The following is a 21,910-nucleotide window of genomic DNA, read 5'->3' on the forward strand; positions in this document are numbered from 1 at the left end:
GTGAGTCAGTGCTCCCACCAGTATAGGCGGCGCGAAGGCACACGTTGCGGCACTGGACGAACGCCCCTGCCGGCGCTACAACAGAAGCTTGAGCGGAGACTGCCATGACCCCACGCCAAGCCTGCCTGGCCTGCCTGGAACGCAACCCCGCCGCCCTGTTCGAGGCGGCGCTGTGGATCGCTGCCGAACACGATGCCAGCGTGCAGCCGGCCCAGGTGCTGGGCGAATTGCAGCTCGTGCAGCAGCAGGTCAGCCAGAGCCTGCCCATGCTGCCGGTGAGCGAACTGGCGCAGCCGTTGCTGCGGGCGCTCAGCGCGGCGGGCTTCCAGCAGGACGAATACCACCCGTTGCGCCCGCAGGCGGCGCTGCTGAACAAGGTGCTGCAACGTCGTCGCGGACAACCACTGGCACTGGCGATCCTCACGCTGGAGCTGGCCCGCGGGCTGTCGATACCACTGGAGGGGGTGAATTTTCCGGGGCATTTCCTGTTGCGCGTGCCGGGGGCCGATCACCTGCTGGACCCCTGCGGCGGGCGCCGGTTGTACCCGGCCGATTGTCGCGAGTTGCTCAGCCGCCAGTTCGGCCCGCAGTTGCCGTTGAGCGCCGAGCATCTGGTGACGGCCAGCGCACAGCAGATGCTGCAACGACTGTCGCGCAACCTGCGTCAGTTGCATGCGAGCAATGATGATGACCTTGCGGCGCTGAAGGATGCCGAGCGGGTGTTGTTGCTGGGCTCGGCCAGCGCCAGCGATTACCTGGCGCGGGCGACACTGTATCAGCGGCTGGATTGCCCGCAGGCAGAGCGGTTTGACCTGGAGCATGCGCTGATGCTGACGGATGACCCGATCCAGCGGTTGCGCCTGACCGAGCGGCTGAGCCACCTGCCGCCGCCGACGCCTTCGGTGCACTGAAAGCTTCGCCGGCCAGGCCGGCTCCTACACGGGCCGCGCAGCGCCTGCAGGAGCCGGCCTGGCCGGCGAATGGGCCATCAGGGGGCATCCGGCTGACGCGAAGGGTGCGCCTGCACGAACGCATCATGCTCACCGGCCAGCGCCACCACCCGGCGAATCCGTGGCCAGCCCGACAGGTCCACATTGAACCGTTCGGCCGCATACACCTGCGGGATCAGGTACACATCCGCCAGCCCCGGCTCATCGCCGAAACAGAACCCCGCCTCGCCGATCATCTGCTCCACCGCCGCCAGCCCCTGGGTGATCCAGTGGCCGATCCAGGCGTTCACCTGGGTGTCGTCATGCCCCAGCTCACGCAGCTGGTTGAGCACGCTGACATTGTGCAGCGGGTGGATGTCGCAACCGATCAACGCCGCCACGGCGCGCGCCTGCGCCCGCGCCACCGGCGACTGCGGCAACAGCGCAGGCTGTGGATAAACCTCCTCCAGGTACTCGATGATCGCCGGCGACTGCACCAGCAGCTCGCCCGAGTCGATACGCAGCGCCGGGATGCGCCCCTGGGGGTTCAGCCCCAGGAACTCGGCCTCGCGCTGCGCGCCCTTGAGCAGGTTGACCGGCAGCGACTGGTAATCCAGCTGCTTGAGCGCCAGCGCAATGCGCACGCGGTACGACGAGGTAGAACGGTAGTAGGTATACAGTTCCATGCTCGTACCCTCTCAATGTGCCGGCAGGATCTTGCCGCGGCACTCGCCAAAACCGATCGACGCCACGCCATCACGCTTGCAGCGCGCGCGCAGGATGATCTCGTCGCCGTCTTCAAGGAACCTGCGCACCTCGCCACTGGCCAGTTCGATCGGCACCTTGCCGCCCTCGGTAATCTCCAGCAGGCTGCCGAACTGGCCAGGCTTGGCGCCCGACAGGGTGCCCGAACCGAACAGGTCGCCTGGCTGCAACTGGCAGCCGTTGACACTGTGGTGCGCAACCATCTGCGCCACGGTCCAGTACATGCTCAGGGTGTTGCTCAGGGTCAGGCGATGCGCCGGCAGGTTCTGCTCGCGCATGCGCTCGGTCAGCAGCAGCACTTCCAGCTCGATGTCGAACGCGCCACCCGCCTGGTCACGCGGGTCGAGCAGGTACGCCAGCGGCTGCGGATCGCCTTCGGGGCGTGCCGGCTGGGCGCAGCGGAACGGCTCCAGCGCCTCGGCGGTGACCACCCAGGGCGACACGGTGGAGATGAAGCTCTTGGACAGGAACGGGCCCAGCGGCTGGTATTCCCAGGCCTGGATGTCGCGGGCCGACCAGTCGTTGAGCAGGCAGTAGCCGGCAACGTGTTCGCCTGCCTGCGCTACCGGGATGGCATCGCCCATGGCATTGCCCTGGCCGATCCAGATGCCCAGCTCCAGTTCGTAGTCCAGCCGCGCGCACGGGCCGAAGCTCGGCTCGGTTTGCCCGGCGGGCAGGGTCTGGCCGTTGGGCCGACGGACATCGGTACCCGACGGGCGAATGGTCGAGGCACGGCCGTGGTAGCCGATCGGCACGTACTTGTAGTTGGGCAGCAGCGGGTTGTCGGGGCGGAACAGCTTGCCGACGTTCTTGGCGTGCTCGATGCCTACATAGAAGTCGGTGTAGTCGCCGATGCGCGCCGGCAGGTGCAACTGGCACTCGGCGGCCGGGTACAGGGCCGGCTTCAGCGCAGCCTGGTGCGGGCTGTCGGCACCCAGCAGTTCGAGCAGGCGCTCGCGCAGGGCCACGCGGGCCTCACGGCCCAGGGCGAAATAGGCGTTCAGCGCACCACCGCGGGTGGCCTGCACCGCATTGCGGGCCTGGCCGTCGAACAGCCCGGCGGCCAGCACCGCGTCGAGGTCCAGAATCGCGTCACCGATGGCCACACCGCAGCGACGCTCGTCGCTGCCACGGCTGAAGATACCCAGCGGCAGGTTCTGCAGCGGGAAATCGCTATGCCCGTTGGCGTGCTCGACCCAACTGCGGGCAATGGCGGACTGGTTCATGGTTATCTCCGATTCGGGGTGAAGGTGCTCGGCAAGGTGGCCCAGCACGTGTCGTAGTCGGCCTGCAGTTGCGGGCATTCAAGCGCATGGCGGGTCGGGCGCAGCACCTGGCTGGTCTCGAACATGAACGCCATGGTGTTGTCGATCTTGCTCGGTGCAAGGTCGGCGGCAATCGCCCTGGCGCAGGTTTCGGCGTCCGGGCCGTGGGCGCTCATGCAGCTGTGCAGCGAGGCGCCGCCGGGCAGGAAGCCTTCGGCCTTGGCGTCGTACTCGCCCTTGATCAACCCCATGAACTCGTTCATCAGGTTGCGGTGGAACCACGGTGGACGGAAGGTGTTCTCGGCCACCATCCAGCGCGGCGGGAAAATCACGAAATCGATGTTGGCCATGCCCGGTACGCTGGTAGGCGAAGTGAGCACGGTGAAGATCGACGGGTCGGGATGATCGAAGCTGACCGTGCCGATGGTGTTGAAACGGCGCAGGTCGTATTTGTACGGCACGTTGTTGCCGTGCCAGGCCACCACGTCCAGCGGCGAGTGCTGCAGTTCGCAGCCCCACAGCTCGCCGAGGAACTTCTGTACCAGCGGCACCGGGCCCTGCTGCTCTTCGTAGTGGGCCACCGGCGCGAGGAAGTCGCGCGGGTTGGCCAGGCCGTTGCTGCCCAGCGGGCCCAGATCCGGAATGCGCAGCGGCGCGCCGTGGTTTTCGGCAATGTAGCCACGCGCCTGACTGTCGAGCAGCTCGACGCGAAACTTCAGGCCACGGGGCAGCACGGCGATTTCCAGCGGCTCCACGTCCAGCACGCCCAGCTCGGTGACGAGGCGCAGGCGGCCCTGCTCGGGTACCAGCAGCAGTTCGCCATCGGCGTTGAAGAACACCCGCTCCATGGAACGGTTGGCGCGGTAGTTGTAGATGCTGATGCCGGCCGGCTTTTGCGCCGCCGAGTTGGCCGCCATGGCCACCCAGCCGTCGATGAAGTCGGTGGGCTCGGCCGGGATGTCCAGCGGGCTCCAGCGCAGCCGGTTGGGGGTTACCGGGCCCAGCGGGCCGCCGCTCAACTGGCGCTCGAGGCGTTCGAATGCCGGGTGCAGTGCCGATGGCCGGATACGGTACAGCCAGGTACGCCGCTGCTCGCTGCGCGCCATGGTGAATGCGGTGCCGGAAAACAGCTCGGCATACAGGCCATACGGGGCTTTTTGCGGGGAGTTCTGGCCAACCGGCAGGGCGCCGGGCAATGCCTCGCTGGCAAATTCGTTGCCGAAGCCGCTCTGGTAAGCGAGGGCGGGAGTGGAATCGACGTTCATCGAGCCTCCAGTCAGGTAGCGTTATTATTATCGTAAACTGATTACGCATAACGTAATTTGATACCTGTAACCCGTCAAGCTATAAAGACGCCCACCTGTCAACACGGACCCCTTTCCCATGAGCAAAACCAGCACCGCCGACAGCAACGGCAAACAGAAGGTCCGCTCGGCGGAGGTCGGTACCGACATTCTCAAGGCGCTGGCCCAGCTCTCGCCGGCCACCTCGCTGTCGCGCCTGGCCGAGCATGTGCAGATGCCCGCGAGCAAGGTGCATCGCTACCTGCAAGCCCTGATCGCCAGCGGCTTTGCCGAGCAGAACCCGGCCACCAACCACTACGGGCTGGGCCGTGAAGCCCTGCGCGTGGGCCTGGCCGCGCTGGGCGGGATGGACGTGCTGAAAGTGGCGGCCATGCCGTTGTCACAGCTGCGTGACGCACTCAATGAAAGCTGCTTTATCGCGGTGTGGGGCAACCAGGGCGCAACGGTGGTGAACATCGAACCTGCGGTGCGCGCCGTGACAGTGGTGACGCAGATCGGTTCGGTGCTGCCGTTGCTCAGTTCGTCCACCGGGCTGGTGTTCGGGGCCTACCTGCCCCAGCGCGAGACCATCGAGTTGCGCGACCAGGAACTGCTTGCCCTGGGCCAGGACGCCGCAGACTACGAAGCGCTGTTTGCGCAGATCCGCGCACGCGGCCTGCACCATGTGCATGGCCTGCTGATGCCGGGGGTGGATGCGCTGTCGGCACCGGTGTTCAACGCCATGGGCAACATCGCTGCCGTGCTGACCGTGGTGGGCCCTACCTCGATTTTCCATGCCGATGAACAGGGCCCGGCGGCGCAGCAGCTGCAGGCGGCGGCTCAGGCAATCAGCTGGCGCATGGGCTATGAACCACAGTGACCTGTTTTGGTGCACTGTTACCCACTTTGCAACAGTGAATGTCCGAAACGTCTATTTTTTTCGGTAGGGGGGCTGGCTATGCTGGCCGGGCTTGCAGCGAAACGCGGTTTCGCCAGGCGCTGGGCCGATGGTTTGGCGGTTAATGTCAGGTTAATCCTCTCCCCCTAGAGTAACCACCTGACACGTTGAACCCTCCCCCTTCAGGTTCACCGACGTTGATTTTGAAGCTCCTTGATCTACGTCTTGCTTGGCCGCTGCTTTTGCAGCGGCCTTTTTTATTTGTGCTGCCCGGTTCAGCCTGCGTGCCTGTGCAGATTGGCCATCATCTGCTGCAACGCCTCGAGGCTGTCCTGCGGGTGCACCGCGCCCTCGAAATCGCCGATGGCATCCCAACTTGCGGCGATGTCTTCCACGCTCATGCCCTGGCGCGGGTCGAAGCCCACCCCCAGGCTGCGTTCCCAGCGCACCTTGCCCACCCAGCCGCCACCGACCTCGTAGAGCCCGCCGGTGTCCTGGCAGCGATCACTGCCCAGGTACACCACCAGCGGGCTGATCAGCTCGGGCTTGAGCTGTTCGAACACCTGCGGCGGAATCAGCCCCTCGGTCATGCGCGTGCCACCGGTGGGGGCGATGGCATTGACCAGGATGCCGTGCTTGCGCCCCTCAAGCGCCAGGGTGCGGGTCAGCCCGTACAGGCCCAGCTTGGCCATGCCGTAGTTGGCCTGGCCGAAATTGCCATAGATGCCCGAGGTGGACGAGGTGAAGATCACCCGCCCCGCGTTCTGCTCGCGCAGGTGCGGCCAGGCGGCGCGGGTGAGCTTGTAGGCACCCTCCACATGCACGCGGTACACCTGGTCCCAGTCGCTGTCCTCCATCTTGTGAAAGGTCTTGTCCCGCAGGATGCCGGCGTTGTTGACCAGCACATCCACGCGGCCGAAGGTGTCCAGCGCCTGCTGGACGATACGCTCGCCATCGGTGACCGAGTCATGGCTGGCCACCGCCCTGCCGCCCGCCTCGCGAATCTCGGCCACCACACGGTCGGCCGCCGATGCGCTGGCGCCCTCACCATGGGTGGAGCCTCCCAGGTCGTTGACCACCACGCGGGCACCATGACGGGCGAACAGCAGCGCATGGGCACGCCCGAGGCCCCCGCCAGCGCCGGTCACAATCACTACTTTTTCATCCAGGCGAATCGACTCGGTCATCTCGGCACTCCGTTAACTGCAAGGAATATGGCAGCCAGTGTCAGCCAGCGCCCGGCCCCGGACAATCAACCGGGCGGACGCTGAATGGCAGGCGATAAGGCAGCGGGATGATCAGGACCAGGCGACCTTGTGCGCCAGGCTTGGCAGGGGTTGCTGCCGAAATGCCAGGTAGTGGCGCAGCACCTGTACCGGTGCCTCGGTGTGCGGATAATGGCCGATGCCCTGCAGGGTCACGGTGTCGGGTTGGGGCACCAGTTCGCAGTAGCGCGCCACCACATGCGCACCCGATACCGGGTCGGCGGCGCCATTGATAAGGCGCAGCGGTACGCCTGACTGCTGCAAGGCCGCCACCCAGCGCTCGCGCCAGGTGACGCGCTCGGGTACATAGGCTGCCAGCTTGTGCAGGATGCGATTGCCGCGGTTGGAGGCGATCAGGCTCCAGCAGTCATCCAGCACGCTTTCACTGGGGCGTGTGCTGCGGCCATAGAGGTGGGTGACATTCCTGACCAGGTCGTCGCGCCCGAACGAGCGCGCCACCAGCCAGCCAAGCCGGCTGAGCAGGAGCTTGTGCACCAGCAACGCACGGTGGCACTCCGGGAACAGGCCGGCGTTGAGAAACGCGCAACTGGCCACCTGGGCCGCCCCCTCGTGGTGACGGGCCAGCAGTTCCTGGGCCACCGTGGCGCCATAGTCATGGGCCAGCAAGTGCACCGGCTCCTGAACCTGCAGGTGTTCGAGCAGGGCCTGCTGTACGTCTGCCTGTTCCAGCAGGCTGTAGGTGTGGTGCAACGGCTTGGACGAGTCACCGAAGCCGAGCATGTCGCAGGCGATCACGCGAAAGCGCTGGGCCAGGGGTTGCCACAGGTAGTGCCAGTCCCAGCTGGCAGTGGGGAAGCCGTGCAGCAGAAGCAGGGGCTCGCCCTGCCCTGCGCTCCAGTAGCGAATCGATTGCTGGCGAAACGTGAAACTGCGACCACGGGTACGCCAGACACTCAAGGGAATCTCGGCGAGGGGCATCACGCAGGTCCTGGTTCGGGGCTGCAACTTCCTGGGGGCAGCGCGTTGTCGGGCAAAGGGTTGGCGGCGGTCATTGCAATCACCTCGGCACATGGGTGTGCTCTGCTGCCGGTCAGTCTAGAGGCGCGACTCGATAGCGGGTGTTGCATTGCCAGCCAGCTTATTGGCCCACCGGGTCAGGGCAGTAAATAGTTACAGCAGGTGACGTAACAGTGGCGCCATGAACAGGTTGAAAATGCCCGTCAGCACCATCACCAGCCCCGCCACAGAGCCCTCTTCGCCGCCCACCTCATGGGCTCGGCTGACCCCGGCGCCGTGCGCCCCCACCCCGAACAGCGCCCCGCGTGCCAGCGGCGTGCGCAAGGGCAGGTACTTGAGCAGCACCCCGCCCATCAGGGCACCGAGCACCCCGGTGAACATCACGAACACCGCGGTGAGTTCCGGCACACCGCCCAGGTCGTGGGCCAGCGGCATGGCAAAGGGTGTGGTGATCGAGCGTGGCAGCAGCGACAGGCTCACCTGATTGTCCAGCGACAACGCATGGGCCAGGGCCCACGAACTACCGATGGACGCCGCACTGCCCACCAGCATGCCCAGCGACAGGGCCGGCCAGTGGCGTGCCAGCAGCGCCCGCTGCTGCCAGATAGGCACCGCAAAGGCCACGGTGACCGGGCCCAGCACCGACATCAGCCAGTGCGTGTTGCGCGCGTACTCGGCGTAACCGGTGTGCAACGGCACCGCCACCGCCAGCAGCACCACCGGGACCAGGATCAGCGGCGACAGCAGGTAGCGCCCGGTACGTCGGTACAGCCAGCGGCTGCCCAGGTAGGCCAGCAGGGTCAGCGCCAGCCAGAACAGCGACATCGGCTCAAGCGTCATGGCGTAGCCTCCAGCGGCACGCCCACTCCACCGTGAAGGCAGTGGCGAGCATCACCAGCAGCGTGCTTGCACCAATCACCAGCAGAATGCGCCAGCCTTCGCTGCGCAGCAGCGGGCCGTAGTCGAGCAGGCTCATCAGCGCCGGAATGAAGAACAGCAGCATCTCTGCCATCAGCAGGGTGGCGCCGGTCTGCAGGGTGGCCGGTTTGACCCGCCCGGTGGCGAACACCAGCAGCAACAGCGCCATGCCCACCACACCGCCCGGGATCGGCCAGTGCAGCCAGGCCGACAGCTGGCAACCGAGCAGGTACAGCACCAGCAGCACGCCCAGTTCGGCGAGCAGGCGCGAAAATTTCTTGAATGAAACGGCAGTCATCGAAGGGGTCCTCTGAGGTCTGCAGTTTAAAATCCCGCTGCCCATGCAAAAAGCGAATTGTTAGACTGACCTCCATTCCATAATGGAATTCAGGCAATGGAATTCAAGCAACTACGCAGTTTTGTCGAAGTGGTTCATCGTGGAGGCTTCACCCAGGCCGCGCAGACCCTGCATATCAGCCAGTCGGCCGTGAGCAAGCAGGTGGCGCAGCTGGAGCACGACCTGGGCATGGCCCTGCTCGATCGCCATGGCTCGCAGTTGCACCTGACCGATGCCGGCAAGATCGTGCTGGCCCGCGGCGAGGCCATGCTGCGGCTGCGCCAGGAACTGCACAACGAACTCGACGACCTTGGCCAGCTGGCGCGGGGCGAGTTGCGCCTGGGGCTGCCGCTGCTGGGCAGCGACGCGCTGTTTGCCGGGTTGTTCGCCGAGTACCGGCGGCGCTACCCGAACATCACCGTGCAACTGCTCGAAGGCGGCAGCCTGAACGTGGAGCACGCCGTGCGCAGCGGCGAGCTGGAGCTGGGCGGCAGCCTCACGCCCACCACGCCGGGCTTCGAGTGCCAGCCCTTCTGCAACGAACCGTTGGATGCACTGCTGCCGGTAGCCCACCCACTGGCAACTGCCGCCAGCATCAACCTGGGGCAACTGGCCGACACGCCGTTTCTGCTGTACCAGCGCAGCTTCGTGCTCAATGATCGCCTGCTGGCGGCCTGCCAGGCCTACGGCTTTACCCCGAAGGAAGGCGGACGCAGCGGCCAGGCGGATTTTCTGGCGGCACTGGTGGCGGCAGGCCAGGGCGTGGTGTTGCTGCCACGGGTGGTGGCGCGGGGCCTGGAACGGCCGGGGGTGGTGCGTGTGACCTTGAGCGAGCCCAGCGACCTGCGCTGGGACATCGCCTTCATCTGGCGCCAGGGCGCCTACCTGTCACGGGCGGCGCAGGCCTGGCTGGCGCTGCTGCGCGAGCGCCCGCAACCGCTGTGATCAGCCGCGCAGCCTGGCGATGAACTCGGCCAGCCAGGGCTCTGCATCGGTTTCGGGGGTGACGGTTTCACTGGCGTCCAGACGCAGCATCGGCTGCACTTCGTCGAGGCCCAGTTCGGCGAACAGCTCGCGCAATTGCTCGCCGCCGCCGCAGTAGGTGTCGCCATAGCAGGAGTCGCCCAGGCCGATCACCGCACCGGGCAAGCCGCGCCAGGCACCTGGCAGCACATCGCGGATCTCGCTGTACAGCGGCACCAGGTTGTCGGGCAGCTCGCCCATGCCGGTGGTGGACGTGATCGCCAGAAAGGCCTGCGGAGCAAACCCCTGAACGTCCTGCAGGTTGGCACGGTTGGCCAGCAGGGTCTCGAAACCCGCCGCCTGGAGCAGCGAGGCGGCATGGCGTGCAACTTCCTCGGCAGTGCCGTAGACCGAGCCGGAAAGAATGGCAACTTTCATAACTAATCCCGAAGCTGAGTAAAAGCGTAGGATACTATCACCTGATGCGGGCTCCGGACGCTGGCAATTGGCCCGCATGCAGATGCCGACCGCTCGGCAATCCACTAGAATCCTTCGCCTGGGTGCCCCTTTCACATTCGGTTCGACACGATGATCAACGCCAAGCTGCTGCAACGCATGATTGATGCCTCCAACGACGGGATCGTGGTAGCCGAACAGGAAGGCGACGACGACACCATCCTGATCTATGTGAACCCGGCCTTCGAACGCCTGACCGGCTACGCGGCCAACGACATTCTGTACCGCGACTGCCGCTTCCTGCAGGGCGAGCCGCGCGACGATGCGGCCCGGGCACGCATCCGCGACGCCATCCGCAGCGGCCAGCCATGCCGGGAAGTGCTGCTCAACTACCGCAAGGATGGCACGCCGTTCTGGAACGAGCTGTCGATCACCCCGGTGTTCAACGAGGCCGACCAGCTCAAGTACTTCATCGGTATCCAGAAGGACGTGAGCCGCCAGGTGGCCGCCGAGCAGCGGGTGCTGGAACTGGAGCTGGAACTGGCCCGGGCGTACGCCCTGCTCGACGCGCAGAAACCCGACGGACGGTCTTAACAAAGCCAGCGAATCGTTGTCCATCACCCACGAAGAAATGATTCCCGATTGAAATTGCCGAGTTCGCCCATGCAATCAGATGCCCTCCTGACCCAGGATGAGCTGGATTTCATTCAGACCATGCACCGTTCGCCACAGCTGAACCTGACGGACGTCACCTCCAGCCTGCGCCTTGATGGCGGCAGCGAGGTGCAGCAACTGTTGACCCGGCTGGTGGCCCAGGAGCAGGTGACCCTGCAGGCGAATTTCGAGAACCAGCAGATGAGCTTTCCACTGCAGCTGGTGGAAGACGAGTTCCATGCGGTGAGCCTGCAACTGGGCGCACCGAGCATCTATGAAGACGGGCCGATGATGCGCCCCTGGCGCCTCACGCTGGAGCCGCCGGTTGCGCTGGACGACGAGCTGGGCCTGAGCACCGACCTCAAGGTGTGCGAGATGTCGTTTCGCGGTGTGCTGGTGCAGGTACCGCGCAATCGCAAGCCGCCCAAGACCTTCAACCTGTGGTTCAGCCCCGAGGCCGACGCGCCGATCAACCTGCAGGGCACCTTGCAGCGCAAGACGGCCGACGGGCTGGCAGCGTATCGGCTGAGCCAGCACCAGCCCCACGAGATCGAGCGGTTGCGCCAGTACATCCTGCGCCAGCACCGGTTGGCGCATCCCGAATTGCATCCGGATTAACACCGCAGCGCGGCTTTCGCCGGCAAGGCCGGCCCCTGCAGGACTGCAACTGCCTGCAGGAGCCGGCCTTGCCGGCGAAGGGGTTTCAGGTATCCAGGTGCTCTGCCAGGTACTGCTGCAGGCGCCGACGCATCAAGCGCCCCTCACTGCCCAGGCACGCCACCTGCGAGCGCATCAGCGCATCCTGGGCCAGCTCCGCCGCCTCCCCCGCGAACAGCAACGGGCAATCCAGGCCCTGGGCCAGGCGCATCAAGCGCTTGGGCAGCTCGGCCGTTGGTGAATGGTTGGAGAACAGCACCAGTGCCTGCGGCGCCATGCGCTCGCACACCAGGCTCAGCTCCTCCAGCGGCTGCCCCACGGCCAACACCCTGATCACCACCTCGCTGCTGCCCAGCATCAGGGCCGCCACCAGCAACTCAAGCTCGCGGCAGTGCCCCGGCATCGCTGCCAGCACCACGCTTACCTCCTGCTGTTCGCGGGCCAGTTGCAGGCGCTGCAAGGCCCGGGCACGCAGGAAGCCGTCGAGAAACAGCCACTCGCTCTGCGCACCGAATGCCTCGCCGGCCGCGCACAGGTCGTGCCATACCGGCATCAGGATGTCCTGGAACACCACCACCAGCGGATAGCTGGCGAAGACCTGCCCGTACACCTGCTCCAGGCGCCTCTCGTCGAATGCCTTGACGGCCTGGCGCAACTGCACCTGCCACTGCTTCCAGTCCGCCTGGGTGCCGGGCACCTGGGCCGAGGGGGCCTGCTGCTGGGTCGCCTGGTTGCGCGCAAGGATCTTGCCGACCTTGCTCACCGCCACGCCGCGCTCGATCCAGCCCAGAATGCTGCGCACGTCATCGATGTCGGCCTGGGAATACAGGCGGTGCCCACTTTCGGTGCGTACCGGCTGGATCAGCCCATAACGGCGCTCCCAGGCACGCAGGGTGACCGGGTTGATGCCGGTCAGGCGCGCCACTTCACGGATGGGGAAAAGCTCCTCCTGCCGGTGGGGAGCATCAGGGAGGGAAGCCGAATCAGGCTCGATCATCGCCGTAAAGACCGTGATTGCGTAGTGAAAGGCAATTCTACTCCCCTTGTACCAGCCCGCCGCAAGCACCATGCGCCGGGCAGCCGACACATCAGCACTGACGAGTCAGCTTATTTGCGGAATAATCCTTGCTTGTTCCCACACGAACACTCGAACGCCACCCACCACCCCGGGCAGCGTTGCATGGCCGTGGCTACCCGCCGCGCCGGTTTTTACCAGGAGATACACGATGTCTACCCCTCCGGTTACCTTGATGGTGGCGCGCCGCGTTGCCGAGGGTCGCTACGAAGACCTGATCGCCTGGCTGCGCGAAGGCGAACAGCTGGCTACCGACTTTCCCGGCTACCTGGGTTCCGGCGTACTGGCCCCGCCGCCCAACGACGACGAATTCCAGATCATCTTCCGCTTCGCCGACGAGAAAACCCTGCATGCCTGGGAGTTTTCCGCCTCGCGCAGCGCCTGGCTGGCCCGCGGCAACGGCTTGTTCCAGCAGCCCCACGAGCACCGGGTCAGCGGCATCGACGGCTGGTTCGGCCCGGCCCTGGCACAACGTCCACCGCGCTGGAAACAGGCCGTGGCCATCTGGCTGGCGTTCTTTCCGGTGTCGCTGGCCTTCAACCTGCTGTTCGGCCACTGGCTGGGCGAGCTCGGCCTGGTGCCACGGGTACTGCTGAGCACCCTGGCCCTGACCCCGCTGATGGTCTACCTGTTCATCCCGCTGTCGACCCACCTGCTGGCCAGCTGGCTGCACCCCAAGCCTGCCCCGCAGAGCGTTGCCGCGCCGCCCGTGGGCACCCGCTGACGCAGCGCCCCGGGGCGTGCAACGGCGGCGAGTTCGGGTATGCTGGGGCCTACCCAAGCGAATATCTGAAGTTGACCGCCCATTACATGAACAGCCCAATTCTTGTTACCGGGGCCAGCCAGCGAGTCGGGCTCGCGCTGGCCATCAAACTGGCGCAGGCCGGCCACACGGTCGTCAGCGCCAGCCGCAGCATCAGCGCGCAGGCGCCCCACCCGAACATCGTGCAGTTCCAGGCCGACCTGTGCCTGGAGCAGGACCGCCTGGCCCTGATCGACCACCTGCGCAGCCGCTATGACGGCCTGCGGGCGATCATCCACAACGCCTCGCTGTGGCTCGACGATGACCTGGCCAACCTGAACACCATGTTCAAGTTGCACGTGGAAGCGCCGTACCACCTGAACCTGGCACTGGGTGAGCAACTGCTCAAGCTGGACAAGTCGGACATCATCCACATCTGCGACGAAACCTCCTCGCGCGGCAGCAAGAGCCATATCGGCTATGCCGCCACCAAGGCGGCGTTGCAGAACATGGTGCTGTCGTTCGCCGAGAAGTACGCCCCCAGCGTGCGCGTCAACGCCATCCTGCCCGGCCTGCTGATCTTCAAGGAAGACGGCGACGAGCAGTACCGCCAGCAGGCGCTGAAGAAGGCCCTGCTTGAATTCGAACCCGGTGCCCAGCCGCTGATCGAGGCCGTGATGTTCCTGCTCGACAGCCAGTACAGCACCGGCAGCAACGTGGTCATCAACGGTGGCCGCCATTTGAAGAACCGCATCGCGGCCGGATGAGCCGCTGCACCGTGAAGGGAACCCCCATGGACCCGCAACAGCAACTCGAACTCGAAGCGGCGGCCTTTCGCCGCCTGGTAGCGCACCTGCGCGAGCGCACCGATGTGCAGAACATCGACCTGATGAACCTGTCCGGCTTCTGCCGCAACTGCCTGTCCAAGTGGTACAAGGCCGCCGCCGACGAGCGCCAGATCGACCTGAGCCTGGATGACGCCCGCGAAGTGGTCTACGGCATGCCCTACGCCGAGTGGAAAACCCAATACCAGAAAGAAGCCAGCGCCGAACAGCAAGCGGCGTTCGCCAAAGGAAAACCCCATGACTGACCTGAACACCCTGCGCAGCCAACTCGACAGTGGCGAACATGTATTCGCCGACACGCTGGCGTTCATCGCCCAGGGCTACACCTACCAGCCACAGGCCTTCACCAATGGCGGTGTGGAAAACGCCGCCGGGCAGAACGAAGGGTCGTGCAAGACCCTGGGCCTGGCACTACTCGAAGGCCTGAGCGACCAGCACGCGCTGCTGGCGTTCGGCGAGCACTACCGCTCGGTGCTGGCCACCCCCGAGGGCAGCGACCACGCCAATATTCGTGCGCTGATGCAGCACGGCCTGGCCGGCGTGACGTTCGCCGGCGCGCCGCTGCAACGCAAGGGCTGACGCCACACCGCTGCACAAGAACGGCCCGCCTGGGCCGTTTTTTCATGCCTGGGGTTCGATCACCTGCCCGGGCACCTGCGCCGGCAGTTGTGCACTGTGCAGCCAGCCCAGGGCTATGGGCCACAGCTGCGCCTGAAAGCGGCTGTGAAAGAACGCGAAATGACCGACACCCTTGGCATCGACCAGCTGCGCGGCGATGCGCAGGTGCGTGCACGCGCTGGCGGTAAAGTAGCCCAGCAGGCGCTCGATGGCCGGCACCGTACCGAACGGGTCGTCGGTCAGGCTGATCGCCAGGATACTGGCCTGCACCTGGCCAAAGCCCAACGCCCCCAGCGCGCGACCGCTGGGCCGCTGTTCATAGGTAGCAGCGGGTGTCACCCAGTCGCGCACCACGCCGGCCGGGGTGTCTTCCATCCAGCCCAGGCGCTTGCCGGGAAAGTAGCCGAACACGCGGGTCAGCAGCGGCATTGCCAGGTGCCATTTGCACAGCAGCTGCCAGCGGCTGCCCGGGGCATAGTCACGCCAGTAGGCGAACTGCGCGCCCACCGTGACCACCCGCCGGATGCTCGCCGCCGACGCCGCCAGGCCCAGCGCGCAACCGCCGAAACTGTGCCCGACCACATCGATGGGCTGCCCGGGAAACTCGCGCCGGGCGCGCTGGAGCATCGCCTCGAAATCCAGCCGGCCCCAGTCCGACCAGCTGGCCTGAAAACCCCGCAAGGCGGCAGGGCGCGATTCGCCGATGCCGCGGTAGTCGTAGGTGATCACGTCGGCGCCATGGGCGAACAGGTAGTCGGCAAAACGCGAATAGAAACGGCAGCGCACCGAGGTGGCGGCGTTGATGATGACCACCGCCCGCGTGGGGTCCGCCGCGCCGTGGCGCCAGGTGAAGCCGCCCAGGCTGAAGCCGTCTGCCGCCTCTTCGCGAAACGGCTGGGCAACGCTGGGCGCCTGGGTGGTGAGGGGTTGATTCATCGGTGCCGGCTCCTTCAGGGCCCTTCGCAGCGCAGCATCGGCCAGCAGGTGGGCCAGCCCTTGTGGGTGATGCGCGAGGCGTAGACCGTCTGTTTCTGGCTAACGTAACGCGCGGTGCGGCGCAGTACCAGCCCGAACAGGTCATCCAGCCCCAGGGGCGCAGCGACTTATCATTGTGGGTTCGGCCACCGGCAGGTTGCGCGGGCACCGGCGCCGATCATCGGCGCGCCGGCCCGCGCCCGCCTCAGGCAAGCTCGGTGTAGCGCGCCGCCACCTCGGCCTGGCGGATGTCCGAGATCAGGGTGTGACGCGCCGCCTGGAAGGCCGTCCAGCGGGCGTCGTCATGCAACGGCGGGATGGTCACGCCCTCGCGGCGATCGAACCCCACCAGCGCCGCATCCACCAGGTGGTCCACCTCCATCACCTGCGTCAGGGTGTTGATGTCGATGCCCGAGCGCTCCCAGATCTCGGTACGCGTGGCCGCAGGCAGCACCGCTTGCACGTATACGCCGCTGGGCGAGAGCTCCAGGCTCAGCCCCTGCGACAGGAACTGCACGAACGCCTTGGTGGCGCCATACACCGTCATGCCCAGCTCCGGTGCCAGCCCTACCACCGAGCCGATATTGACGATGGCCCCCTCCCCGGCCTGCGCCAACCGTGGCGCGATGGCATGGGCCAGGCGCGCCAGCGCGAGGGTGTTGAGCGTGATGATGCGCGTGACGCTGTCGGCGCTCTGCTCGACGAAGGCCCCCGACTGCGCCGCCCCGGCGTTGTTGATGAGGACGCCGATGCGGGCATCTTCGCGCAGGCGGGTTTCGACCCTGGCAAGGTCTTGGGCCAGGGTGAGATCGGCCTGCAACACCTCGACGGCCACGCCGTGAGCCTGGGCCAGGCGGCTGGCCAGCCCGTCAAGGCGAGGCCTGTCGCGGGCTACCAGCGCCAGGTCATGGCCACGACGGGCAAAACGCTCGGCGTAGGTAGCGCCGATACCGGAAGAAGCACCAGTGATGAGAACAGTGGCAAGGGTAGTCATGGGGTTGCGCTCTCGATTGGGTAACGAGCCGCTATGATGATGACCATAATCTTAATCGTCAACGGTTTTGATGATGGTTGACATCAATGTATAGTGGGCCCCTGATTGACGGCACACGCAGCGAGGAACCTGCACATGAGGGTCACCAAGGCACAGGCGCAAGCCAATCGCACGCACATCGTCGAAACCGCGTCCGAACTGTTTCGCGAGCGCGGCTATGACGGGGTGGGCGTGGCAGACCTGATGGCGGCGGCAGGGTTTACCCACGGCGGCTTCTACAAGCACTTCGGCTCCAAGGCCGACCTGATGGCCGAGGCTGCTGCCTGCGGGCTGGCCAAGACTGCCAGCGCCGAAGAAGCGCTGGACGTGGCGCAATTTTTCCAGCGTTACCTGTCGCGCGAACACCGCGATGCACGCAGCACCGGCTGCACCATGGCCGCCCTGTGTGGCGACGCGGCGCGCCAGCCGGCCGCAATCAAGGCGACCTTTGCCGACGGCCTGGAGGGCCTGCTCAAGCGGGCCGAGCACGCAGGTGCCGAAAACGGCGATCAAGACCCGCACACCGCACGCGCCAGGATGATCGAGCGCTTTGCCCAGGCGGTGGGCGCGATCATGCTGTCGCGCGCCTGCCCGGACGATGCGCCATTGGCCGACGAAATCATCGAGGTGTGCCGCAAGGCCATCGTTGCCCCGCTCGCCGACTGAGGTGCCCGCCCCGCAGTTGTCTTAAAACTGCAACCTTTTGGTCATAGTATGGAAGCTGTTCCCGCTGCAGCCCTGTTGCAGCGGGCCTTTGACAAGGACTCGAAACTCAATGCGCCGTGTCGTATTCAATCAGAAAGGGGGCGTGGGCAAGACCAGTATCGCCTGCAACCTTGCCGCCGTCAGCGCCACCGAAGGGTATCGGACGCTGCTGGTGGACCTCGACCCCCAGGCCAACACCACCCACTACCTCACCGGCCTGCTCGGCGACGCCATCCCGGCCGGCATCAGCGACTTCTTCAAGCAGACCCTCTCCAGCGCACCGGGCAGCAAGCGCGGGCGCGTGTGCATCACCCCCACCCGCTACGACAACCTCGACCTGGTGACCGCCAGCCCCGACCTGGCCGACCTGCAGCCCAAGCTGGAGAGCAAGTTCAAGATCAACAAGCTGCGCAAGCTGCTGGTTGAACTGTCCGAAGACTACGAGCGCATCTACATCGACACCCCGCCGTCGCTGAACTTCTACACCTTCAGCGCGCTGGTGGCCGCCGACCGCCTGCTGATTCCGTTCGATTGCGACAGCTTTTCGCGCCAGGCGCTGTACAGCGTGATCGAACAGGTGGAAGAACTGCGCCAGGACCACAACGAGTCACTGCAGGTGGAAGGCGTGGTGGCCAACCAGTTCGTCGCGCGCACCGCGCTGCACCAGAGCCTGGTTGATGAACTGCTGGCCGAGGGCCTGCCGGTGCTGCCGGTGTACCTGAGCAGCTCGGTGAAGATGCGCGAATCCCACGAGCTGTCGGTGCCGCTGGTGCACATGGCACCGCGGCACAAGCTGTCGCGCGAATTCGTCGACCTGCTGGGGGCGCTGGAGCGGGCTGCCTGAGGGCTGCCCGCCGGTTGCGCCCTGGCGTCAGATCGACGCCTGGCGCATGCGATCGGACAACGCCTGCGCCGTTTCCTTGCGCTCGGAGTAGCGGTCCACCAGGTGCGCCTGGCTGTCGCGCAGCAGCAGCGTGAACTTGACCAGTTCTTCCATCACATCCACCACCCGGTCGTAATACGGCGAGGGCTTCATGCGGCCCTGCTCGTCGAACTCCATGTACGCCTTGGGCACGGACGACTGGTTGGGGATGGTGAACATGCGCATCCAGCGCCCCAGCACGCGCAGCTGATTGACCACGTTGAACGACTGCGAACCGCCACACACCTGCATCACGGCCAGGGTCTTGCCCTGGGTGGGGCGAATGGCGCCGAGGGCCAGCGGCACCCAGTCGATCTGCGCCTTGAACACCGCCGACATCGCGCCGTGCCGTTCAGGCGAACACCACACCTGGCCTTCGGACCACAGCACCAGCTCGCGCAGTTCCTGAACCTTGGGGTGCTCCACCGGTACGTCGTCCGGCAGTGGCAGGCCGCTGGGGTCGAAGATGCGCGTCTGGGCGCCAAAATGCTGGAGCAGGCGCGCGGCCTCCTCGGTCAGCAACCGGCTGAAGGAACGCTCGCGGGTGGAGCCGTACAGCAACAGAATGCGCGGCTTTCGCTCGCCGGCCTGCAGGGCGGTAGGCAGGCCTTCGAACAGGCTCGGGTCGAGGTTGGGCAGGTCGTGGTGCATGGGGCCTCCGGGTCAGAGCGTGGCAATGCGGTCGAGTTCACGCTTGAGCGCGTGGGCATCGAGCTGGCTGAATGGCAGCGCGAAAAACGCCCGGCAGCGACGCTCGATACGCGCCAGCGCATGGTGAAAGTTCGCCTCCACCTCGTCGTCGGTGCCGGGTTGTTCGGAAGGGTCGGCCAGGCCCCAGTGGGCCTTGAGCGCCGGGCCGAAAAACACCGGGCACGCCTCGCCTGCGGCCTTGTCGCACACGGTGATGACGATATCCGGCGGGTTGGCCGCGAAGGCCTCGTTGCCCTTGCTGCTCAGGCCCGCGGTGCTGATGCCGGCCTGCTGCAGGGTCAGCAGACTGCGCGGCAACACCTGCCCCCTGGGGAAGCTGCCGGCGCTCAACGCCTCGAAGCCCGCCGGGGCGAGGTGATTGAACATCGCTTCGCAGAGGATGCTGCGACAGCTGTTGGCCGTGCACATGAACAGAACTCGCATGGTGGTGTACTCCCTTTGGCAGGCAGAATGGTCAAAGGCTCAGGCGCAGGGCCAGGGCCGAAAGCGTGATCAACAGCACCGGCACCGTCAGCAGCAGGCCGACCTTGAAGTAGTAGCCCCAGGTGATGCGCGTGCCCTTGCGCGCCAGCACATGCAGCCAGAGCAATGTGGCCAGGCTGCCGATGGGGGTGATCTTGGGGCCCAGGTCGCAGCCGATGACGTTGGCGTAGACCATCGCCTCGCGCACCACACCCTGGGCTTCGCTGGCGTGGATCGAAAGCGCGCCGATCAGCACGCTGGGCAGGTTGTTCATCACCGAAGACAGCACCGCGGCAAGCAGCCCGGTGCCCAGCGATGCGCCCCACACGCCATAGGCGGCAAGACGGTCCAGCAACTGGGTGAGCAGGTCGGTAAGGCCGGCGTTCTTCAGGCCGTACACCACCAGGTACATGCCCAGCGAGAACACCACGATCTGCCAGGGCGCATCGCGCAGCACGCGCCGGGTGGAGATCACATGCCCGCGCGCAGCGACGATGAACAGCACCACTGCACAGGCCGCCGCCACGGCGCTGATCGGGATGCCCAGCGGCTCGAGCAGGAACAGGCCCACCAGCAGCGCCACCAGCACGCCCCCGCCCACGCGGAAGGTGGCGCGGTCGCGGATCGCCAGCACCGGCGCCTTCAGTGCCTGTACCTCATACACCACCGGTATGTCGCGGCGAAAGTACAGGAACAGCACCAGCAAGGTGGCCGCCACACTCACCAGGTTCACCGGCACCATCACCGCCGCGTATTCGCCAAAGCCCAGGCCGAAGTAATCGGCCGAGACGATGTTCACCAGGTTGGAGACCACCAGCGGCAGGCTGGCGGTGTCGGCAATGAAGCCTGCGGCCATGACGAACGCCAGGGTCGCAGCTGGGGAGAAACGCAGCGCCAGCAGCATCGACATGACGATAGGGGTAAGGATCAGCGCCGCACCGTCGTTGGCGAACAGCGCCGAGACCGCAGCGCCCAACAGCACGATGAAGGCGAACAGCCGGCGCCCGTTGCCACGCGCCCAGCGGGCCACGTGCAGGGCTGCCCATTCGAAGAAGCCGGCCTCGTCGAGCAGCAGGCTGATGACGATGATCGCGATAAAGGTGGCGGTGGCGTTCCACACAATCGCCCACACCGTGGGGATGTCGTGCAGCGACACCGCACCCAGCGCCAGGGCCAGCAGTGCGCCGAGGCTGGCGCTCCAGCCGACGCCCAGGCCGCGGGGTTGCCAGATGACCAGGGTCAGGGTGAGCAGGAAAACAGCGATGGCAATCAGCATCGGGGCGCTCCTGGCTCAGCAGCAGGCAGCAGCACGAACGGGGCGACCGTCCATGTTGTGCAAGCGTGTGGTGTTGTCCTTGAGCCAGTCGGCATTGGCGCGCAGCGTCACCTGCAGCAGGTCGTGCACCCAGCCGGGCAGTTGCGGGTTGAGACGGTAATAGACCCACTGCCCCTGGCGACGGTCGAGCAGCAGGCCGCTGGTACGCAGCTGCGCCAGGTGGCGGCTGATCTTGGGCTGGCTGTCGCCCAGGGCGCACATCAGCTCGCACACGCACAGCTCGCCCTGCTCTGCGATCAGCAGCGCAGCGCGAGCGCGGGTTTCGTCGGCCAGGCTCTTGAACAGCTCGGGTGGGGTAATCATTGTGGGCGGCCCTTACATATGGATAACCGAATATACGGATATCCATATGTTATCTGCAACCGGATTTTTCAGCGCCTGCCATCAACCACCCCAGCGCGTCACCCGCCGTTGGGGGCCGGTTTTTCGCGCAAGGCCGTGTGGTAGATCTGCGCCGAATCGAGCACGGGCTGGCTGGCACCATGGCGGGCGATCGACAGCATTGCCTGGCCGATGACCTCGGTGCTCAGCACCTTTTCGGGCAACAGCGCACGCGCCAGGCCCAGCAGCGGGCCGGTGAGCCGGTAGAACACGCGGTACGCGCGGGTTCTGGAGGTGGCCCCATGCAACGGCTGAATCACCGCCGGGCGCAGGATGTGCACGCGCCTGAACGGCAGGCGCAGCAGGCTGTTCTCCGTCATGCCGCGCACCCGCGCCCACATCGTCGAGCTGGTTTCGCTGCTGTCGGCGCCCGCCCCGGAGACGTAGATGAAGGTGGCATGCGGGTTGAGCTCGCACACGCGCTGGGCCACCGCCAGGGTCAGGCGGTAGGTCATGTGGGTGTACTGCGCCTGGGTCATGCCCGCCGCCGAAACGCCCAGGCAGAAGAAACACGCATCCACATCGCGCAGGTCGTCGTCGAGCAGCGTGGACGGGTTATCGGCGAAGGCCGGCCTGACCACCTGCCGGAGCTTGGGGTGCTGGGCGTTCAGGCGTGAGCGCCCGATCAAGCGAACGGACTCCACATCCTGCGCCGCCAGGCATTCGCGCAGTACCCCGCTGCCGATCATGCCGGATGCACCAAAGATCACTATGTTCATGGCGTAGGCTGGCCTCGC

At 66.0% G+C, this 21,910-nt stretch carries 28 protein-coding genes; 11 read left to right on the plus strand and 17 right to left on the minus strand.

Annotation, left to right across the window (positions count from 1 at the left end; translation table 11 throughout):
• The first annotated feature begins 104 nt into the window (after positions 1 to 104).
• Entirely contained in the window at positions 105 to 911 is an 807-nt protein-coding gene (locus DN388_RS03470) for a SirB1 family protein (protein WP_043860415.1), read from the plus strand.
• A 77-nt stretch (positions 912 to 988) separates the two neighbouring features.
• On the opposite strand, the gene maiA is transcribed toward DN388_RS03470, so the two are convergent.
• The 3 genes from maiA to hmgA are packed head-to-tail and all read right to left on the minus strand — an operon-like array spanning position 989 to position 4,224.
• Positions 989 to 1,615, minus strand: coding sequence for a maleylacetoacetate isomerase (gene maiA, locus DN388_RS03475; protein ID WP_253086573.1), 627 nt, complete (start codon positions 1,613 to 1,615; stop codon positions 989 to 991).
• A gap of 12 nt (positions 1,616 to 1,627) precedes the next feature.
• Positions 1,628 to 2,920, minus strand: coding sequence for a fumarylacetoacetase (gene fahA, locus DN388_RS03480; RefSeq protein ID WP_043860417.1), 1,293 nt, complete (start codon positions 2,918 to 2,920; stop codon positions 1,628 to 1,630).
• Positions 2,921 to 2,922: 2 nt separating this feature from the next.
• Positions 2,923 to 4,224 (minus strand): homogentisate 1,2-dioxygenase, encoded by a 1,302-nt coding sequence (gene hmgA / locus DN388_RS03485; protein WP_043860418.1) that lies wholly within the window; start codon positions 4,222 to 4,224, stop codon positions 2,923 to 2,925.
• Positions 4,225 to 4,342: 118 nt separating this feature from the next.
• Between hmgA and DN388_RS03490 the strand changes: the two genes are divergently transcribed.
• Positions 4,343 to 5,122, plus strand: a complete 780-nt coding sequence (locus DN388_RS03490) for an IclR family transcriptional regulator (protein ID WP_043860419.1) — start codon at positions 4,343 to 4,345, stop codon at positions 5,120 to 5,122.
• A 293-nt stretch (positions 5,123 to 5,415) separates the two neighbouring features.
• Here the strand turns inward: DN388_RS03490 and DN388_RS03495 are convergent, their stop codons facing one another.
• The 4 genes from DN388_RS03495 to DN388_RS03510 all read right to left on the minus strand — a co-directional run bounded on the left by DN388_RS03495 (position 5,416) and on the right by DN388_RS03510 (position 8,599).
• Positions 5,416 to 6,327 (minus strand): SDR family oxidoreductase, encoded by a 912-nt coding sequence (locus DN388_RS03495; RefSeq protein ID WP_254996715.1) that lies wholly within the window; start codon positions 6,325 to 6,327, stop codon positions 5,416 to 5,418.
• A gap of 111 nt (positions 6,328 to 6,438) precedes the next feature.
• The gene (locus DN388_RS03500) at positions 6,439 to 7,344 is read right to left on the minus strand and encodes an alpha/beta fold hydrolase (RefSeq protein ID WP_043860421.1); all 906 of its coding nucleotides are present in this window, start codon (positions 7,342 to 7,344) and stop codon (positions 6,439 to 6,441) included.
• A 192-nt stretch (positions 7,345 to 7,536) separates the two neighbouring features.
• Positions 7,537 to 8,223: an LrgB family protein gene (locus DN388_RS03505; RefSeq protein WP_043860422.1), complete on the minus strand. Its 687-nt coding sequence runs from the start codon at positions 8,221 to 8,223 to the stop codon at positions 7,537 to 7,539.
• Positions 8,213 to 8,599, minus strand: coding sequence for a CidA/LrgA family protein (locus DN388_RS03510; RefSeq protein WP_043860423.1), 387 nt, complete (start codon positions 8,597 to 8,599; stop codon positions 8,213 to 8,215). Before DN388_RS03510 ends, DN388_RS03505 begins: the two co-directional genes overlap by 11 nt.
• 96 nt (positions 8,600 to 8,695) lie before the next feature.
• Here DN388_RS03510 and DN388_RS03515 point away from each other — a divergent pair, with 96 nt between their 5' ends.
• Positions 8,696 to 9,583 (plus strand): LysR family transcriptional regulator, encoded by an 888-nt coding sequence (locus DN388_RS03515; RefSeq protein WP_210014846.1) that lies wholly within the window; start codon positions 8,696 to 8,698, stop codon positions 9,581 to 9,583.
• Here the strand turns inward: DN388_RS03515 and DN388_RS03520 are convergent, their stop codons facing one another.
• On the minus strand, positions 9,584 to 10,039 hold the full coding sequence (locus tag DN388_RS03520; RefSeq protein WP_043860425.1) for a flavodoxin: 456 nt from the start codon (positions 10,037 to 10,039) through the stop codon (positions 9,584 to 9,586).
• Between the two features lie 150 nt (positions 10,040 to 10,189).
• On the opposite strand from DN388_RS03520, the gene DN388_RS03525 reads away from it, so the two are divergent.
• Complete coding sequence (locus DN388_RS03525) at positions 10,190 to 10,651, plus strand: PAS domain-containing protein (RefSeq protein ID WP_254996720.1); 462 nt, start codon at positions 10,190 to 10,192, stop codon at positions 10,649 to 10,651.
• Between the two features lie 69 nt (positions 10,652 to 10,720).
• Positions 10,721 to 11,329: a hypothetical protein gene (locus DN388_RS03530; protein ID WP_088515565.1), complete on the plus strand. Its 609-nt coding sequence runs from the start codon at positions 10,721 to 10,723 to the stop codon at positions 11,327 to 11,329.
• 85 nt (positions 11,330 to 11,414) lie between these two features.
• On the opposite strand, the gene DN388_RS03535 is transcribed toward DN388_RS03530, so the two are convergent.
• The gene (locus tag DN388_RS03535) at positions 11,415 to 12,365 is read right to left on the minus strand and encodes a MerR family transcriptional regulator (RefSeq protein WP_254996722.1); all 951 of its coding nucleotides are present in this window, start codon (positions 12,363 to 12,365) and stop codon (positions 11,415 to 11,417) included.
• Positions 12,366 to 12,594: 229 nt separating this feature from the next.
• Between DN388_RS03535 and DN388_RS03540 the strand changes: the two genes are divergently transcribed.
• From DN388_RS03540 to DN388_RS03555, 4 genes are all read left to right on the plus strand, one after another.
• Entirely contained in the window at positions 12,595 to 13,167 is a 573-nt protein-coding gene (locus DN388_RS03540; protein WP_043860429.1) for an antibiotic biosynthesis monooxygenase, read from the plus strand.
• Positions 13,168 to 13,253: 86 nt separating this feature from the next.
• Complete coding sequence (gene folM, locus DN388_RS03545) at positions 13,254 to 13,952, plus strand: dihydromonapterin reductase (protein ID WP_054914885.1); 699 nt, start codon at positions 13,254 to 13,256, stop codon at positions 13,950 to 13,952.
• 26 nt (positions 13,953 to 13,978) lie between these two features.
• Positions 13,979 to 14,275: a DUF1244 domain-containing protein gene (locus tag DN388_RS03550; RefSeq protein ID WP_043860431.1), complete on the plus strand. Its 297-nt coding sequence runs from the start codon at positions 13,979 to 13,981 to the stop codon at positions 14,273 to 14,275.
• Positions 14,268 to 14,609: a HopJ type III effector protein gene (locus DN388_RS03555; RefSeq protein ID WP_043860432.1), complete on the plus strand. Its 342-nt coding sequence runs from the start codon at positions 14,268 to 14,270 to the stop codon at positions 14,607 to 14,609. The genes DN388_RS03550 and DN388_RS03555 overlap by 8 nt, the downstream gene beginning before the upstream one ends.
• A gap of 42 nt (positions 14,610 to 14,651) precedes the next feature.
• On the opposite strand, the gene DN388_RS03560 is transcribed toward DN388_RS03555, so the two are convergent.
• The 3 genes from DN388_RS03560 to DN388_RS03570 all read right to left on the minus strand — a co-directional run bounded on the left by DN388_RS03560 (position 14,652) and on the right by DN388_RS03570 (position 16,617).
• The gene (locus DN388_RS03560) at positions 14,652 to 15,584 is read right to left on the minus strand and encodes an alpha/beta fold hydrolase (RefSeq protein WP_254996729.1); all 933 of its coding nucleotides are present in this window, start codon (positions 15,582 to 15,584) and stop codon (positions 14,652 to 14,654) included.
• Between the two features lie 14 nt (positions 15,585 to 15,598).
• On the minus strand, positions 15,599 to 15,739 hold the full coding sequence (locus DN388_RS03565) for a nucleotidyltransferase family protein (RefSeq protein ID WP_156326212.1): 141 nt from the start codon (positions 15,737 to 15,739) through the stop codon (positions 15,599 to 15,601).
• 89 nt (positions 15,740 to 15,828) lie between these two features.
• Positions 15,829 to 16,617, minus strand: a complete 789-nt coding sequence (locus tag DN388_RS03570; RefSeq protein ID WP_254996730.1) for an SDR family oxidoreductase — start codon at positions 16,615 to 16,617, stop codon at positions 15,829 to 15,831.
• 135 nt (positions 16,618 to 16,752) lie between these two features.
• On the opposite strand from DN388_RS03570, the gene DN388_RS03575 reads away from it, so the two are divergent.
• Both DN388_RS03575 and DN388_RS03580 read left to right on the plus strand, forming a co-directional pair.
• Positions 16,753 to 17,322 (plus strand): TetR/AcrR family transcriptional regulator, encoded by a 570-nt coding sequence (locus DN388_RS03575; protein WP_054914889.1) that lies wholly within the window; start codon positions 16,753 to 16,755, stop codon positions 17,320 to 17,322.
• Between the two features lie 109 nt (positions 17,323 to 17,431).
• Positions 17,432 to 18,205, plus strand: coding sequence for a ParA family protein (locus DN388_RS03580; protein ID WP_043860436.1), 774 nt, complete (start codon positions 17,432 to 17,434; stop codon positions 18,203 to 18,205).
• Positions 18,206 to 18,232: 27 nt separating this feature from the next.
• Here DN388_RS03580 and arsH read toward each other — a convergent pair whose 3' ends face one another.
• The 5 genes from arsH to DN388_RS03605 all read right to left on the minus strand — a co-directional run bounded on the left by arsH (position 18,233) and on the right by DN388_RS03605 (position 21,892).
• Complete coding sequence (gene arsH / locus DN388_RS03585) at positions 18,233 to 18,934, minus strand: arsenical resistance protein ArsH (RefSeq protein ID WP_043860437.1); 702 nt, start codon at positions 18,932 to 18,934, stop codon at positions 18,233 to 18,235.
• A 12-nt stretch (positions 18,935 to 18,946) separates the two neighbouring features.
• The gene (locus DN388_RS03590; protein ID WP_043860438.1) at positions 18,947 to 19,417 is read right to left on the minus strand and encodes an arsenate reductase ArsC; all 471 of its coding nucleotides are present in this window, start codon (positions 19,415 to 19,417) and stop codon (positions 18,947 to 18,949) included.
• 31 nt (positions 19,418 to 19,448) lie between these two features.
• Positions 19,449 to 20,732, minus strand: coding sequence for an arsenic transporter (locus DN388_RS03595; protein ID WP_254996735.1), 1,284 nt, complete (start codon positions 20,730 to 20,732; stop codon positions 19,449 to 19,451).
• A 15-nt stretch (positions 20,733 to 20,747) separates the two neighbouring features.
• The gene (locus DN388_RS03600; RefSeq protein WP_043860440.1) at positions 20,748 to 21,095 is read right to left on the minus strand and encodes a metalloregulator ArsR/SmtB family transcription factor; all 348 of its coding nucleotides are present in this window, start codon (positions 21,093 to 21,095) and stop codon (positions 20,748 to 20,750) included.
• Positions 21,096 to 21,193: 98 nt separating this feature from the next.
• A complete protein-coding gene (locus DN388_RS03605) occupies positions 21,194 to 21,892 on the minus strand; it encodes an epimerase (RefSeq protein WP_254996738.1) in 699 nt (232 codons plus the stop codon).
• Positions 21,893 to 21,910: the final 18 nt, after the last annotated feature.

The sequence above is a fragment of the Pseudomonas sp. S12(2018) genome (assembly GCF_024355235.1).
In the GTDB taxonomy this organism is placed as follows: Bacteria; Pseudomonadota; Gammaproteobacteria; order Pseudomonadales; family Pseudomonadaceae; genus Aquipseudomonas; species Aquipseudomonas palmensis.

Excerpts from the sequence above, each read along its gene's own strand:
- DN388_RS03470 (WP_043860415.1), top strand. The coding sequence starts at position 105 with ATGACCCCACGCCAAGCCTGCCTGGCCTGCCTGGAACGCAACCCCGCC.
- maiA (WP_253086573.1), bottom strand. The coding sequence starts at position 1,615 with ATGGAACTGTATACCTACTACCGTTCTACCTCGTCGTACCGCGTGCGC.
- fahA (WP_043860417.1), bottom strand. The coding sequence starts at position 2,920 with ATGAACCAGTCCGCCATTGCCCGCAGTTGGGTCGAGCACGCCAACGGG.
- hmgA (WP_043860418.1), bottom strand. The coding sequence starts at position 4,224 with ATGAACGTCGATTCCACTCCCGCCCTCGCTTACCAGAGCGGCTTCGGC.
- DN388_RS03490 (WP_043860419.1), top strand. The coding sequence starts at position 4,343 with ATGAGCAAAACCAGCACCGCCGACAGCAACGGCAAACAGAAGGTCCGC.
- DN388_RS03495 (WP_254996715.1), bottom strand. The coding sequence starts at position 6,327 with ATGACCGAGTCGATTCGCCTGGATGAAAAAGTAGTGATTGTGACCGGC.
- DN388_RS03500 (WP_043860421.1), bottom strand. The coding sequence starts at position 7,344 with ATGCCCCTCGCCGAGATTCCCTTGAGTGTCTGGCGTACCCGTGGTCGC.
- DN388_RS03505 (WP_043860422.1), bottom strand. The coding sequence starts at position 8,223 with ATGACGCTTGAGCCGATGTCGCTGTTCTGGCTGGCGCTGACCCTGCTG.
- DN388_RS03510 (WP_043860423.1), bottom strand. The coding sequence starts at position 8,599 with ATGACTGCCGTTTCATTCAAGAAATTTTCGCGCCTGCTCGCCGAACTG.
- DN388_RS03515 (WP_210014846.1), top strand. The coding sequence starts at position 8,696 with ATGGAATTCAAGCAACTACGCAGTTTTGTCGAAGTGGTTCATCGTGGA.
- DN388_RS03520 (WP_043860425.1), bottom strand. The coding sequence starts at position 10,039 with ATGAAAGTTGCCATTCTTTCCGGCTCGGTCTACGGCACTGCCGAGGAA.
- DN388_RS03525 (WP_254996720.1), top strand. The coding sequence starts at position 10,190 with ATGATCAACGCCAAGCTGCTGCAACGCATGATTGATGCCTCCAACGAC.
- DN388_RS03530 (WP_088515565.1), top strand. The coding sequence starts at position 10,721 with ATGCAATCAGATGCCCTCCTGACCCAGGATGAGCTGGATTTCATTCAG.
- DN388_RS03535 (WP_254996722.1), bottom strand. The coding sequence starts at position 12,365 with ATGATCGAGCCTGATTCGGCTTCCCTCCCTGATGCTCCCCACCGGCAG.
- DN388_RS03540 (WP_043860429.1), top strand. The coding sequence starts at position 12,595 with ATGTCTACCCCTCCGGTTACCTTGATGGTGGCGCGCCGCGTTGCCGAG.
- folM (WP_054914885.1), top strand. The coding sequence starts at position 13,254 with ATGAACAGCCCAATTCTTGTTACCGGGGCCAGCCAGCGAGTCGGGCTC.
- DN388_RS03550 (WP_043860431.1), top strand. The coding sequence starts at position 13,979 with ATGGACCCGCAACAGCAACTCGAACTCGAAGCGGCGGCCTTTCGCCGC.
- DN388_RS03555 (WP_043860432.1), top strand. The coding sequence starts at position 14,268 with ATGACTGACCTGAACACCCTGCGCAGCCAACTCGACAGTGGCGAACAT.
- DN388_RS03560 (WP_254996729.1), bottom strand. The coding sequence starts at position 15,584 with ATGAATCAACCCCTCACCACCCAGGCGCCCAGCGTTGCCCAGCCGTTT.
- DN388_RS03570 (WP_254996730.1), bottom strand. The coding sequence starts at position 16,617 with ATGACTACCCTTGCCACTGTTCTCATCACTGGTGCTTCTTCCGGTATC.
- DN388_RS03575 (WP_054914889.1), top strand. The coding sequence starts at position 16,753 with ATGAGGGTCACCAAGGCACAGGCGCAAGCCAATCGCACGCACATCGTC.
- DN388_RS03580 (WP_043860436.1), top strand. The coding sequence starts at position 17,432 with ATGCGCCGTGTCGTATTCAATCAGAAAGGGGGCGTGGGCAAGACCAGT.
- arsH (WP_043860437.1), bottom strand. The coding sequence starts at position 18,934 with ATGCACCACGACCTGCCCAACCTCGACCCGAGCCTGTTCGAAGGCCTG.
- DN388_RS03590 (WP_043860438.1), bottom strand. The coding sequence starts at position 19,417 with ATGCGAGTTCTGTTCATGTGCACGGCCAACAGCTGTCGCAGCATCCTC.
- DN388_RS03595 (WP_254996735.1), bottom strand. The coding sequence starts at position 20,732 with ATGCTGATTGCCATCGCTGTTTTCCTGCTCACCCTGACCCTGGTCATC.
- DN388_RS03600 (WP_043860440.1), bottom strand. The coding sequence starts at position 21,095 with ATGATTACCCCACCCGAGCTGTTCAAGAGCCTGGCCGACGAAACCCGC.
- DN388_RS03605 (WP_254996738.1), bottom strand. The coding sequence starts at position 21,892 with ATGAACATAGTGATCTTTGGTGCATCCGGCATGATCGGCAGCGGGGTA.